Annotated in this window: 14 protein-coding genes, 1 tRNA gene and 1 riboswitch; of the genes, 1 reads left to right on the plus strand and 14 read right to left on the minus strand. The window is 70.0% G+C overall.

Annotated features, from left to right (window positions below; genetic code table 11):
* Positions 1–24: 24 nt before the first annotated feature.
* The gene (locus tag ACFFC4_RS06470) at positions 25–915 is read right to left on the minus strand and encodes an AAA family ATPase (protein WP_375498932.1); all 891 of its coding nucleotides are present in this window, start codon (positions 913–915) and stop codon (positions 25–27) included.
* A gap of 32 nt (positions 916–947) precedes the next feature.
* Here ACFFC4_RS06470 and ACFFC4_RS06475 point away from each other — a divergent pair, with 32 nt between their 5' ends.
* On the plus strand, positions 948–1,475 hold the full coding sequence (locus tag ACFFC4_RS06475) for a DUF305 domain-containing protein (RefSeq protein WP_375498934.1): 528 nt from the start codon (positions 948–950) through the stop codon (positions 1,473–1,475).
* Here the strand turns inward: ACFFC4_RS06475 and ACFFC4_RS06480 are convergent.
* The 13 genes from ACFFC4_RS06480 to ACFFC4_RS06540 all read right to left on the minus strand — a co-directional run bounded on the left by ACFFC4_RS06480 (position 1,468) and on the right by ACFFC4_RS06540 (position 12,334).
* Entirely contained in the window at positions 1,468–2,244 is a 777-nt protein-coding gene (locus tag ACFFC4_RS06480) for a hypothetical protein (protein WP_375498936.1), read from the minus strand. The genes ACFFC4_RS06475 and ACFFC4_RS06480 overlap by 8 nt on opposite strands.
* Positions 2,245–2,403: 159 nt before the next feature.
* On the minus strand, positions 2,404–2,811 hold the full coding sequence (locus ACFFC4_RS06485) for a Fur family transcriptional regulator (protein ID WP_375498938.1): 408 nt from the start codon (positions 2,809–2,811) through the stop codon (positions 2,404–2,406).
* Between the two features lie 121 nt (positions 2,812–2,932).
* Complete coding sequence (gene gcvP / locus ACFFC4_RS06490; RefSeq protein WP_375498940.1) at positions 2,933–5,809, minus strand: aminomethyl-transferring glycine dehydrogenase; 2,877 nt, start codon at positions 5,807–5,809, stop codon at positions 2,933–2,935.
* A gap of 84 nt (positions 5,810–5,893) precedes the next feature.
* A riboswitch (glycine riboswitch) is annotated at positions 5,894–5,989 on the minus strand.
* 65 nt (positions 5,990–6,054) lie between these two features.
* Positions 6,055–6,624 carry a MerR family transcriptional regulator gene (locus tag ACFFC4_RS06495; RefSeq protein WP_375498942.1) on the minus strand — a complete coding sequence of 190 codons (570 nt, stop codon included), beginning with the start codon at positions 6,622–6,624 and terminating at the stop codon, positions 6,055–6,057.
* A 163-nt stretch (positions 6,625–6,787) separates the two neighbouring features.
* Complete coding sequence (locus ACFFC4_RS06500) at positions 6,788–7,249, minus strand: bifunctional nuclease family protein (protein WP_375499036.1); 462 nt, start codon at positions 7,247–7,249, stop codon at positions 6,788–6,790.
* A gap of 90 nt (positions 7,250–7,339) precedes the next feature.
* Complete coding sequence (locus ACFFC4_RS06505) at positions 7,340–8,104, minus strand: MerR family transcriptional regulator (RefSeq protein WP_375498944.1); 765 nt, start codon at positions 8,102–8,104, stop codon at positions 7,340–7,342.
* A 34-nt stretch (positions 8,105–8,138) separates the two neighbouring features.
* Complete coding sequence (locus ACFFC4_RS06510; protein WP_375498946.1) at positions 8,139–8,669, minus strand: FHA domain-containing protein; 531 nt, start codon at positions 8,667–8,669, stop codon at positions 8,139–8,141.
* Between the two features lie 124 nt (positions 8,670–8,793).
* A complete protein-coding gene (gcvH, locus tag ACFFC4_RS06515; protein ID WP_375498948.1) occupies positions 8,794–9,180 on the minus strand; it encodes a glycine cleavage system protein GcvH in 387 nt (128 codons plus the stop codon).
* 87 nt (positions 9,181–9,267) lie between these two features.
* Positions 9,268–10,029, minus strand: coding sequence for a DUF881 domain-containing protein (locus tag ACFFC4_RS06520; RefSeq protein WP_375498950.1), 762 nt, complete (start codon positions 10,027–10,029; stop codon positions 9,268–9,270).
* A 3-nt stretch (positions 10,030–10,032) separates the two neighbouring features.
* The gene (locus ACFFC4_RS06525) at positions 10,033–10,365 is read right to left on the minus strand and encodes a small basic family protein (protein WP_375498952.1); all 333 of its coding nucleotides are present in this window, start codon (positions 10,363–10,365) and stop codon (positions 10,033–10,035) included.
* Complete coding sequence (locus tag ACFFC4_RS06530; protein ID WP_375498954.1) at positions 10,362–11,264, minus strand: DUF881 domain-containing protein; 903 nt, start codon at positions 11,262–11,264, stop codon at positions 10,362–10,364. The genes ACFFC4_RS06525 and ACFFC4_RS06530 overlap by 4 nt, the downstream gene beginning before the upstream one ends.
* Positions 11,254–11,874 (minus strand): CDP-alcohol phosphatidyltransferase family protein, encoded by a 621-nt coding sequence (locus tag ACFFC4_RS06535; RefSeq protein WP_375498956.1) that lies wholly within the window; start codon positions 11,872–11,874, stop codon positions 11,254–11,256. Before ACFFC4_RS06535 ends, ACFFC4_RS06530 begins: the two co-directional genes overlap by 11 nt.
* A 386-nt stretch (positions 11,875–12,260) precedes the next feature.
* Positions 12,261–12,334 (minus strand) — tRNA-Pro (locus tag ACFFC4_RS06540).
* Positions 12,335–12,367: the final 33 nt, after the last annotated feature.

Below are 12,367 nucleotides of genomic sequence, written 5' to 3' on the forward strand. Positions count from 1 at the left end.
CCCTGTTCGCTCCGCGAGCGTCGCTCATTCATGCAGGCCGAGCTCCTGCGTCGCCCGGCCGTGGTCGGAGTGGTGTTTCAGCACCACGCCGAGCGTCCGCGCGATGGCCGCCTCGTCGAGATCGTCGATGCCCAGCGCCAGCAGCGTGCGGGCCCAGTCGATCGTCTCGGCGACCGACGGCGCCTTTTTCAGCTCCAGGGTGCGCAGCGTGGCCGCGGTCCGGGCGATCTGCTCGGCGAGGTCGGCCCGTAGCTCGGGCACCTGCTCGACGATGATCTCTTTCTCGCGCTCGGGCGTCGGGTAGTCGAGGTACAGGTACAGGCAGCGCCGCTTGAGCGCCTCGGATAGCTCGCGCGTCGCGTTCGAGGTCACCAGCACGAACGGGCGACGGGTGGCGGTGATCGTCCCCAGCTCGGGGATCGTCACCTGGAACTCCGACAGCACCTCGAGCAGCAGGGCCTCGACCTCGATGTCGGTCTTGTCGGCCTCATCGATGAGCAGCACCGTCGGCCCGTCGCGACGGATGGCGGTGAGCAGCGGACGGGTCAGCAGGAACTCGTCGGTGAAGATGTCGTCGTGGGTCTGCTCCCACTGCTGGTCTCCTGAAGCCTGGATCCGCAGCAGCTGCTTGCGGTAGTTCCACTCGTACAGCGCCCGCGCCTCGTCGAGCCCCTCGTAGCACTGCAACCGGATCAGCTCGGCGCCCGTTGCGGCTGAGATCGCCTTGGCCAGCTCGGTCTTGCCCACGCCGGCCGGCCCCTCGACGAGCAGCGGCCGCTGCAACGAATCGGCGACGAACACGGTCGTGGCCGTCGCCGTGTCGGCGAGGTAGTGCACGCTCGCGAGCTGGCGCGCGACCTCGGCGGGGGAAGAGAACACGCGGGCTCCAGACGACGGCGGGACGACACCGCCCATCCTGCCCCGACGGCCGAACGTACGGTGGGCAGGTGCCTCGCCGCAGCGCCGCCGCCCTCGTCGCGGCCGTCGTGACCGTCGGGCTGCTCGGTGCTTGCAGCAGCGACCCGAAGCCGAACGATGCGGACCGGACGTTCCTATCGGACATGATCCCGCACCACGAGCGGGCCATCGCGGTCGCGGAGCTGGGCGTCTCCCGCGCCAGCGACCCGCGGGTGCGGGCGTTCGCCCGGCGCATCGTGCGCGAGCAGACGCCGGAGCTCAGCAGGATGCGCACTCAGGCGGAAGGGACGACGGTCGACACCGCTGCCGGCGCGACCATGGCGTTGCACCGCATCACCGACGCCGACGTCGCCCAGCTGAAGAGCCTGTCCGGTGACGCCTTCGACCGGCGCTTCCTGGCCCTGCACATCGCCAGCGAGCAGGGCGCAGCGCAGATGGCCCGCACCGAACTCGCCGACGGACGCGCCGCGCAGAGAAAGAAGGTGGCCAAGGGCATCGCCGGCGCACCCACCAGCGAGATCCCCGAGCTGCAGGCCCTGCTCGGCGCGCTCAGCTGAGCTCGGCCGTCACCCGCTGGGGCGGTGCCAGCATGCGCACCAGCGGCACCCCGCCCGCGACCAGCGCGGCGAGCACCAGGAACGCCGCGGTGGGATGCCCGTCGAGGGCCTGGACAACCAACGCCGCAACGAGACCGGCCGCATTCCCAGCGAGCCAGATCAGCGCGCTGACCGTGCCGCCGGCCTCGCCGGCACAACGCTCGGCGAGATCGAGGATCACTGGCAGGTCGGCCAGCAGGAAGACGCCCAGCCCGACAACGGCGACCAACCCCGTTCCCACCCCGGGCGCGGAGGCGAGCAGCACGAAGGCGAGCGCCTCGGCCACGACGGGCAGCAGCAGGAAGTGGGATTCGGCGCCGCGGCGGGCGACGAGCGGCGGCACGGTGGCTGACGCGGCGACGCCGGCCATGACCATGACGAGCAGCAGCACCCCGACGAGCACCCGCACCTGACGATCGGCCCACACCGCGCGCAGCCGGACGGTCGTCGCGGCCACGTCCGGTTCGGCGACCGGTCGACGCAGCTCGAGCACCAGCCAGCCGGCCGCCGCGACGGTCAGCAGCGCCTGCACGACCAGCAGGGCGGGCAGGTGGTCCGCCCCGAACGCGGCGCCGGTGGCCAGGGCCAGCACCTGCCCGGCCAGCGCAATGCCGTAGCCGTCACCGATCAGTCGGACAACCGCGCCGGTCGCGGTCAGCAGCGCCCCGAATCCGAGCCAGAACGGCAACTGCCGATCGACGAGCCGCCCGGCCGGCAGGGCCAGCACCACGTAGAGCAGCGGGAACAGCGCGGCACGCCAACCGACCGCCCTCGGACACGCCGTAGTGCCGCGCCGAGCCCGTGGTGATGGGCGCGAACGTCAACCACAGCATCTGATTCGTCGCGAGCGCCGCATATGCCAGGACGGGGCGCCAGCGCTGTGCGGGCATCAGCTGGGGGCTGCGCACCGTGGGCAGAGCCCGAACAGCTCGATCGTGTGGTCGACGTCGGAGTAACCGTGTTCGCGGGCCACCTCGCCCGCCCAGCGCTCGATCGCGCGGCCCTCGATCTCGGCCGTGTCGCCGCATTGCCGGCAGACGAGATGATGGTGGTGCCCTGAACCCTGCTCGCCGCAGTAGCGGTAGGTGGCCTCGCCCTCGGGCTTCTGGATGACGTCGACGACGCCCTCGTCGACCAACGCCTGCAGGTGCCGGTACACCGTCGACAGCCCGACGTTCTCGCCGTCACCGCGCAGCAACGCATACACGTCCTGCGCACTGCGGAACCCGCCAGCCCCGCTCAGCGCCTGGCGCACGGCGTCACCCTGCTTCGTTGATCGCTGCCGCGCCGGACTCACGAGACCACCCTACCGGTAACCGTTACCAATACGCCCAGCGCCGCCCCGCCACCCCCTTTGTGATCAACAGCGCCGAAACGTCGCGGAGCGACATTTCGGCGCTGTTGATCAGCGGTGGGGGTCAGGCGTACTCGGCCACCGGCGGGCAGGAGCAGACGAGGTTGCGGTCGCCGAACGCGCCGTCGATGCGGCGCACCGGCGGCCAGTACTTCGACCGGGGGTTCACGCCGGCGGGGTAGGCGGCCAGGGTCCGCGGATAGGGGTGCGACCACTCGCCGGTCACGCTCTCCGCCGTGTGCGGCGCGTTGGACAGCGGGTTGTCGCCGGCCGGCCACTCCCCTGCCGCAACCTGATCGATCTCACCCTTGATCGCGATCATGGCCGCAACGAACCGGTCGATCTCGACCAGATCCTCGGACTCGGTCGGCTCGACCATCAGCGTGCCCGCGACCGGGAATGACATCGTCGGGGCGTGGAAGCCGTAGTCAATCAGCCGCTTCGCCACGTCGTCGACGGTGACGCCGGTGGCCTTGGTGATTCCGCGCAGGTCGAGGATGCATTCGTGCGCCACCAGCCCGTGCGCGCCGGTGTAGAGCACTGGGTAGTGCTCGGTCAGGCGCCGGGCGGTGTAGTTGGCGGCCAGGATCGCCGCACCCGTCGCATCGGTCAGCCCGTCCGGGCCCATCAACCGCAGGTACGCCCAGGTGATGGGCAGGATCGACGCCGAACCCCAGGGAGCGGACGCGATCGCGCCGGACCCGGTGCCCGGGCCGGCGGCCGGCTGCAGCGGGTGGTTGGGCAGGAACGGCGCAAGGTGCGAGCGCACGGCCACCGGTCCCACGCCCGGCCCGCCGCCGCCGTGCGGGATGCAGAACGTCTTGTGCAGGTTCAGGTGCGACACGTCGGCGCCGAACTTCCCGGGCCGAGCGAGGCCGACCATCGCATTGAGGTTCGCACCGTCGACGTACACCTGGCCCCCGGCCTCGTGCACCAGGCCGCAGATCTCGCCGATGTGGTCCTCGAACACCCCGTGCGTCGACGGGTAGGTGATCATGATCGCGGCCAGGTCGTCCGCGTGGGCGCCGATCTTGGCCCGCAGGTCGTCGAGGTCGACCTCGCCCTGCTCGCCGCCGGTCTTCACCACGACGACCTTCAGCCCGGCCATCACCGCCGAGGCGGCGTTCGTACCGTGGGCGGACGCCGGGATCAGGCAGACGTCACGGTGCTGCTGGCCGGACGAGCGCAGGTAGTTGTGGATCGCCAGGAGGCCCGCGAACTCGCCCTGCGACCCGGCATTGGGCTGCAGCGACACCGCGTCGTAGCCGGTGATCTCGGTCAGCCAGGCGGCGAGGTCGCCGATGAGCTGCGTGTAGCCGGTGAATTGCTCGGCCGGCGCGAACGGGTGGATGTTGGCGAAGCCGGGGTTCGTCACCGGCTCCATCTCGGTCGTCGCGTTGAGCTTCATCGTGCACGAGCCCAGCGGGATCATGCCGCGGTCGAGCGCGTAGTCGCGGTCGGCGAGCCGGCGCAGGTAACGCAGCATCGACGTCTCGGAGTGGTGGGCGTTGAAAACGGGATGGGCCAGGAACTCGCTGGTCCGCGCGAACGGAAGGTCATCCGTGACAGCGGCGTCGAGCCGGTCGACCGCCTCGGGTTCGAGGTCAAGCCCGAAGGCCTCCCACACCGTGGCCACGTGCGCCCGGGTGGTGACCTCGTCTACCGAGATTCCGATGGTGTCCTCGTCGACGAGACGCAGGTTGATGCGCGCCTCTCGCGCGGCTCGCACGACATCCGCCGCGCGGCCCGGGACGGTGGCGGTGATCGTGTCGAAGACCGGGACGTCGGCGACCTCGACGCCGCCCTCGCGCAGCCCCGCACCGAGGATCGCGGTGAGGCGCTGGATCCGCTGGGCAATAGCCCGAAGTCCGGAGGGCCCGTGATAGACGGCGTACATCGAGGCAATGACGGCGAGTAGCACCTGCGCGGTGCAGATGTTTGACGTCGCCTTCTCGCGGCGGATGTGCTGTTCGCGGGTCTGCAGGGCCAGGCGGTAGGCCGGCGCGCCGTCGGCGTCGACAGAGACGCCGACCAGGCGTCCGGGCAGCTGGCGTTCGAGCCCCGATCGGACGGCGAGGTAACCGGCGTGCGGGCCGCCGAAGCCCATCGGCACGCCGAAGCGCTGCGTGGTGCCGATAGCGAGATCGGCGCCGAGCTCACCGGGCGGCGTGAGCAGGGTCAGCGCCAGCAGGTCCGCGGCCACGGCCACGAGCGCTCCGTCGGCGTGCGCGGCCTCGACCAGCGGTCGCAGGTCACGGATGCGACCCGACGCTCCGGGGTACTGCACGAGGACGCCGAATACATCCTCGGCGGGCAGCGGCTCGTCCAGCGACTGCACCAGGACGCGCAGCCCGAGCGGGGTGGCCCGGGTACGCACGACGTCGATCGTCTGCGGCAGGGCGTCGGCGTCGACAACAAAAGTGTTGCCGTTCTTGGCCGCGCGGTGCGCGAGGGCCATGGCCTCGGCCGCGGCCGTCCCCTCGTCGAGCACCGAGGCACCTGCGACGGGCAGGCCGGTGAGGTCCTCGACGACGGTCTGGAAGTTGATCAGGGCCTCGAGCCGGCCCTGGCTGATCTCGGGCTGATAAGGCGTGTACGCGGTGTACCAGGCTGGGTTCTCGAGCACGTTGCGGCGGATGACGGCCGGCGTGACGGTGCCGTAGTAACCCAGGCCGATCATCGAGGTCAGGACCTCATTGCGGTCGGCCAGCGCGCGCAGCTCGGCGGCGACCTCGGGCTCGGAGGCGGCCGGCGGCAGGGCCAGGTCCAGTTTCTCGCGGATGCTGGCCGGTACCGCCTCGGCGAGCAGGTCGGCCACGCTGGCATAACCCAACGCCTCCAGCATTGTCTGGCGGGCGGCCGGATCCAGGCCGATGTGCCGGTCGGCGAAGCGGTCGGCGCTCTCAAGGGCACGCAGGGCGGGAACGGGCTGGCTGGTCATGAACGCTCCGAGAGGACGGATCGACACGACCACCATGCGGCGACCGCGTCCCCGTCTGTCGGGAGCGTGCCCCTCCAGACTGGCCTCGTCCGCTCGGTCCTGGTGCCTGAGAGGTTCCGGGGAGGTTGCCCCTTCGGCGCCGGCTCGCAGCGTTGCGGTCGGCTCTCCCGAGCGTGGTTGTCAGCCGTGTTCGACGGTACCAGTCAGGCGCTCGCTGTCCTGGCTGGGACGCGCGGTGTGATCGATCAGGCGGTGGCCGAGCGGCGCTGCCGGCGTTGCGACAGCTCATCGCCGGCCGAGCTGGTGGTGGAGCTCTCGTCGACCCCGACCAGACCGGCCCGTTCTCCGGGCAGGTGCGCAAGCGTGCCGCGTAGCTCGCGGAGGGCGCCGCTGACGGCGATGCCGAACACGCCCTGCCCACCCTGCAGCAGGTCGACGACCTCTTCGGAGGAGGTGCACTCGTAGACGGTCGCGCCGTCGGAGAGCAGTGTGACCTGGGCGAGGTCGTCGACGCCGCGGGCGCGCAATGCGTCAACGGCGACGCGGATGTTCTGCAGCGAGACGCCGGCGTCGAGCAGTCGTTTGACGACCTTGAGAACCAGGATGTCCTTGAACGAGTAGAGCCGCTGACTACCCGACCCGGTGGCGGTCCGGATGGTCGGCAGCACGAGGTCGGTGCGGGCCCAGTAGTCGAGCTGGCGGTAGGTGATGCCGGCGGCCGAGCAAGCGGTGGGGCCGCGGTAGCCGACGATGTCGTCGCCACCTGGATCGGAGGGGTCGGCGAACAGCGCGCCCTGCTCCGGTTGCTCGATCATGCGATCCCCGCTCTGTCGCGCGACCGAGGTCCGCGTCTGGTGCTGGCAGTCCTGCGAATGCCATGCACGTCATTTGCTCAGCTGACGGTAAGGCGACCCGCCTCGACGGTCAATCCGACGCGCCGCACGTCATAACCCTCATGTGGAGGTTGAGCCACACTGCTTACGCGCCGGAGGCGAAGTCCTCGGGTGAGATGTTGTCGAGGAACTCCTTGAACTTCTCGACCTCGTCCTCCTGCTCGTCGGGGATCTCGATTCCCGCCGCGTCCAGCACGGCGTCCGAACCCAGGATGGCGACGTCGGCGCGCAGGGCCAGCGCGATGGCATCCGACGGTCGGGCGCTCACGGTGACGCCCCCGGTGAAACGCAGCTCGGCGTAGTAGATGTCGTCGCGCATCTCGGTGATGTGCACAGCTTCCAGGCGCACCCCCAGAGCGGCGATGACATCGCGCAGCAGGTCATGGGTCAGCGGGCGGACGGTCTGCACACCCTGCTGCTGGAAGGCGATGGCCGAGGCCTCGACGGCACCGATCCAGATCGGCAGGTAGCGCACGCCGTCCTCTTCACGAAGCAGCACGACGGGCTGGTTGGCCGGGAGCTCGACCCGGACGCCGACCACTCGCATCGGATGCACGATGAACACCTCCTGCCGTACCTCGGACGCCCCCGACGCTACACGGTGATCGGTAACGACGGACGCGTCGTCGAGACCGGCTCAGGACACGGCGCCGGCCCCGCCGGTGACCTCGCGCAACCCGATCTGGACGAGCGCGGCGTGCAGCCGCACGGACAGTGCAGCGAGCTCGCGAACGGTCTCCTCGGCGCGGGCCTTGGCCTCTCCCCCACGTTGGCGACCCGTGGGCCCGACGACCTGCGCGAACAGGCTGACCTCGCGCTCGGCCGCGGTACGGAACGCGCGCAGGTGCCGGCCTTCGAGGCCGAAGCGGGCCAGGTCGGCGACGATCGTGGCCACGGCCAGCGCATCGTCGTCGTAATAGCCGCCAGGCTTGGCGTTGACCAACCCGAACTGCTCGAGTTCACCGAGCTGGTCGGCGCGCAGACCGGCGGCGTTGCACAGCTCGGCCTTCGACATCCGCATCGCGGCCGGTGCCGGGCGGAAATGCTCGGCGGTCGGGGCGTTGTCCTGGATGCTGGCCACCGCGACGTGCGCGGCACGCGGGCTGTCGGCGGACGTCCCCGGCGCGACGAGGCCGCGGTCGATCGCGTCGAGCTGTTCCTTGATCACCCGCAGCGGCAGGTAGTGATCACGCTGCTGCGAGAGCACGTACCGCAACCGAGCGACATCGCCGGCCGAGAACTTGCGGTAACCGGACGGCGTGCGCTCGGGCTGCACCAGCCCCTCGGTCTCGAGGAAGCGGATCTTGCTGATCGTCAGATCGGGGAACTCGACCTTGAGGTGCGCCAGTACGTCACCGATCGTGAGGGTGGACCGTGGCTGTCCAGCGGCGGCAGCGCTCATAGTGCCCGGACCCCCCGAACGGAGAACGTTGGACTCATGCTTTGGCGCCGACGCCGGTACGCACCGCCGCCGTCAGGTACACGAGCCGGAACTTGCCGATCTGCACTTCGTCCCCGCCGGACAGCGGAGCGGCGTCGATGCGCTCCCGGTTGACGTACGAACCGTTGAGCGAACCCACGTCGTGCACCGTGTAACCGCTGCCTTCGCGACGGAACTCGGCATGCCGGCGGGACACCGTCACGTCGTCCAGGAAGATGTCGCTGTCCGGGTGCCGACCCGCCGATGTGACGTCCTGGTCGAGCAGGAACCGGCTACCGGCATTGGGTCCGCGCTTGACGACGAGCAGCGCCGAACCAGGCGTGAGGGCGTCGACGGCGCCCTGGTGCGCCTCGGCCGAGAATTCGGTGTCGGCGTCGGGCAACGAGCCACTGCTGGCGCTGGCCACGCTGGTGCTGATGGTGGTCGTGACGTCCGGGCCCGGTGCATGGACCGGAAGGGCGGCGCCGCAATTGGCGCAATAGTGGCTGCCGGGGAGGTTCTCGGTGCCACAAGCGGTGCAGAACACGCGGTCACCCTTCAGTTCATTGACGGCCGATCGGGGGAACGCCGCCGCAACGAGATGCGGATGTCAATCGGTGCGCCGAGCCTAGGACCGGCCCGGCGCGAGGGTCAATCGTGGGTGGAGGGTGCTAGCCCGCGAGCGTGCTGTATGCGGCCGCGTCCAACAACGCTGCCACCTCGCTCTGGTCGGCGAGCTCGATCTCCAGGACCCAGCCCTCACCGTACGGGTCGGAGTTGATGAGTTCGGGCTGTTCGTCGAGCGCTTCATTCCGTGCGGTGACGGTACCGGTGAGCGGTGCGTACACGTCCGAGACGCTTTTGGTCGACTCGACCTCGCCGATGGTGCCGCCGGCCGCCACCTCGGTGCCCACCTCGGGCAGCGAGACGTAGACGACGTCACCCAGTGCCTCCTGGGCGTAGTCGGTGATGCCCACCCGGACCGTGTTGGCACCCCCTTCGACGCGCACCCATTCGTGCTCGGCCGTGTACTTCAACTCGTCGGGCACATCGGACATGCGCACTACCTTCCTGCCGAACATCCCTTGCTGAACGTCGCTCCCGGGCTGAGCGAACCGCCCTGACCCTACCCACCGCTTGCCGGCTCAACGCGAGGGCTTCGCGTACTTCGCCCTGGGCAATGCGCGGGTGACGGTGATCGCGACCGAGCTGCGTTCCGCGACGGTCAGGTCGCCGCCCTCGGTGCGCAACGTCGCGGCGACGCCGCCCGGGATGTTCAGCGCAGTGTCCAACGTCTTCGGGTCACCGATGGCCACGACGGCGTAGGGCGGCCGCAGGGTCTGGCCGTCGACCCGCACCGTGCCGTCCGCTCCGGTGAACGAAGTGTCGGTGCTGACCCGCACCGGCCCGAACGACATCGCCTCGGCTCCCGCGCCACGCAGTTCTTCCACGACGTCGAGCAGGTCCTCACCGCCCAGGCGGCCGTCGGGGTCGGACACGGTGATGTGCACGCCCGGCCCGGTGGCCGGCAGCGTGCCGAGCAGAACGCCGAGCGCCTGCTCCTCCGTGCGGGCCTGCTCGCTGGCCGCAGCCGAGCGATCACCCGAGTCCTTGAGCCGGAGCAGGCTGCCCTGCAGTTGGGTGATCTGCTCACGCAGCCGGTCGGCCCGGTTGTTCTGGTTGTCGAGGATGCTGACCAGGTCGTCCTCGCGCAGGCCGGACAGGTTGTCGCCCGAGGAGTTTGCGCGCACCTGAACGACGATCGCGAAGCCGAGCAGCAGCGTCAGCACGCCGATGACCGCGGCCGAGGAGTGCCGGCCGCCGAGCAGACCGCGGTTTCGCTGCGGCGCGAGGTGCTGCTCGCCGATCACCTCGTCGTCGTCGGCGTCGTCGGCGTCGTCGGTCATGCGTCAGGCCCGGAACAGGTGTCGACGAATCGCGGCGGCGTTGCCGAAGATCCGGATACCCAGGACTACGACGACCGCGGTGGAGAGCTGGGCGCCGACGCCGAGTTTGTCGCCTACAAAGACGATCAGGGCCGCAACGAGGACGTTGGAGATGAAGGACACCACGAATACCTTGGCGTCGAAGATGCCGTCGAGCCGGGCGCGCAGGCCACCGAACACCGCATCGAGCGCGGCGACCACCGCAATGGGCAGGTAGGGCTCCAGCCACCCAGGGACGGTGGGGCGCAGTACGAGGCCGAGCACGATGCCGAGGACCAGCGCGAGGCCGGCGATCATCGGCGGGTCGACGTCGGTGCGGGGGTGGGCTTGGGGGTTATCGGCACGGCATAGCGAAGCGTACCGGGGACACCGGCCCGCAGCTCGATGCGCGAGCGGGTGTCGACGGAGAAGCCGATCCCGTCGGCGCTGACGAGCGTCTGGTAACGACTGGCTACCGCGCTCTGTGCGAAGTTCGTAGACAGCGCATCGGCATCGCCGACCGCGGCGATGGTGTATGGCGCGGTGATCGGCTGGAAGTCGACGAGCACGGCCTCGCCGGCGAAGCGGATGGCGCTGGTCGGGGTCAGGCGGACACCGTTCACCGCGATCGCCTCAGCGCCGTCGGCCCAGAGCTCGTTGACCACGCTGCGCACATCGCGGTCGGTAAGCACGCTCGTCGCCGCAAGCGAGTCGCTGCCGACGCGGCCGTTGCTGGCCGTCGTCTTCGCCGCCTTGGGCCCGCGCAGCGTGACGGTGAGCCCGGGGCCGTGCACAGCAAGCTCGCCGGCCGCGACCTGCCCGCTCAGCCGCGCGCGCGCCGCCGCGCCCGAGCTCGGCAGCACCCGGTTCTGCTCGCTCGACAGCGACCGCTCGGCCTGTCCCAGCTGTCCGGCGAGCGTGTTGGCGCGCGCTTGCGCTGCGCGCACCCGCTGCACGAGCGAATCGTGCACCTGCTGGGTCTCGGGCGCGCTGCGGTGCGTGTGGTCGTAAGCCACAACCAGGACGAAGCCGATCAGCAGGCAACCGAGGGCGACGGCCGGACGGTCCCACGAGCGCCGCGCTCCGTCGGGCCCGTGCTGGGCAGCGGCCGCCGCGTAACCCGGGTCGAGGGTGTCGTTGACCAGGTCGATCAGCAGCTGCGCGGACTCGCGATTGGTGCTGCGCAACGACGGCGGCACGGGCGAGTCAGCCGGCACGTGCGGGCGCCCCGACCGGATTGCGGATCAGGCCGATCACCTGCCTGAGATACACCGCGCCGGCCCACACGTACAGCGTCGATCCCCAGATGGTGAAACCCCAGGCGATGGCCTTGCCGACGTAGGCAGTTTGGTTGTCGTAGGTACCGAGCAGCAACAGCGGGAAGGCGTAGAGCAGGCAGAAGGTCGCAGCCTTGCCGAGGTAGTGGACGGCGGGCGGTCCGTAGCCGGCGCGGCGCAGTAGCGGCAGCGCGACGGCCAGCACCGCGTCCCGGCCGACTATCACTATGGCCAGCCACAGCGGGATGATGTCGCGCAGCACGAGCCCGACCAGCGTGGCCAGGATGTAGAGCCGGTCGGCCAGCGGGTCGAGCAACGCCCCGAAGGTGCTCATCTGGTTGAGCGCGCGGGCCAGGACGCCGTCCAGCCAGTCCGTGAAGCCGGACACCGCCAACACCACGACGGCCCAGGCGTTCTCGTGCGGGCCGAGCACCAGGTACAGGAAAAGCGGGACACCGAACAGCCGCAGGATGCTCAGCGCGTTGGGAATCGTCCAGATCCGGTCGGCGCCCGGCGTGGTCTGCTCCACGATCGGGGCGGTCTCACTCATGCCGACCCCCTCACCGCGGCGCAACGTGCCGTCCCAGCCTATCCCGCGCTATGCGCTGGGGACCGCACCAAATTTCCAGGGCGATAACGAGCATTGCGTGGCTTGGTGACTCCCGGGTGATCAGCTTCGCGATCGGTGATCATCGCGATCGTCCTGGGCATTCTGACGGAGACAGTTCGCAAGCGTGCTGGGGGGCATTGCTTAGCGGCCGCGCAGAGTCCTTCGGGGGAAGACCTGCGTGTCCACCGGAGACCCACGGGTATTCCGGTGGCCTGTCGCACCATTCGCCAGGGGCGTCGGCATGCCGTCGGGGGGACGGCAGCCGTCGCCCCTGGCTATGGGTGCCGGGCACGGATCGTGCCTGCTCCCCACCCCTATCAACACTGTCGGGACGACAGGATTTGAACCTGCGACTTCTCGGCCCCCAGCCGAGTGCTCTACCAAACTGAGCTACGTCCCGCGACGGGTCAGCGTATCGCAGAGCAAAACTGTC

This window comes from uncultured Jatrophihabitans sp., from assembly GCF_964244045.1.
Classification (GTDB): Bacteria; Actinomycetota; Actinomycetes; order Mycobacteriales; family Jatrophihabitantaceae; genus Jatrophihabitans.

Bases quoted from the DNA above. Each gene is read 5' to 3' on its own strand.
- ACFFC4_RS06470 (WP_375498932.1), bottom strand. From the start codon at position 915: ATGGGCGGTGTCGTCCCGCCGTCGTCTGGAGCCCGCGTGTTCTCTTCC.
- gcvP (WP_375498940.1), bottom strand. From the start codon at position 5,809: ATGACCAGCCAGCCCGTTCCCGCCCTGCGTGCCCTTGAGAGCGCCGAC.
- ACFFC4_RS06495 (WP_375498942.1), bottom strand. From the start codon at position 6,624: ATGATCGAGCAACCGGAGCAGGGCGCGCTGTTCGCCGACCCCTCCGAT.
- ACFFC4_RS06500 (WP_375499036.1), bottom strand. From the start codon at position 7,249: ATGCGAGTGGTCGGCGTCCGGGTCGAGCTCCCGGCCAACCAGCCCGTC.
- ACFFC4_RS06505 (WP_375498944.1), bottom strand. From the start codon at position 8,104: ATGAGCGCTGCCGCCGCTGGACAGCCACGGTCCACCCTCACGATCGGT.
- gcvH (WP_375498948.1), bottom strand. From the start codon at position 9,180: ATGTCCGATGTGCCCGACGAGTTGAAGTACACGGCCGAGCACGAATGG.
- ACFFC4_RS06520 (WP_375498950.1), bottom strand. From the start codon at position 10,029: ATGACCGACGACGCCGACGACGCCGACGACGACGAGGTGATCGGCGAG.
- ACFFC4_RS06525 (WP_375498952.1), bottom strand. From the start codon at position 10,365: ATGATCGCCGGCCTCGCGCTGGTCCTCGGCATCGTGCTCGGCCTCGTA.
- ACFFC4_RS06535 (WP_375498956.1), bottom strand. From the start codon at position 11,874: ATGAGTGAGACCGCCCCGATCGTGGAGCAGACCACGCCGGGCGCCGAC.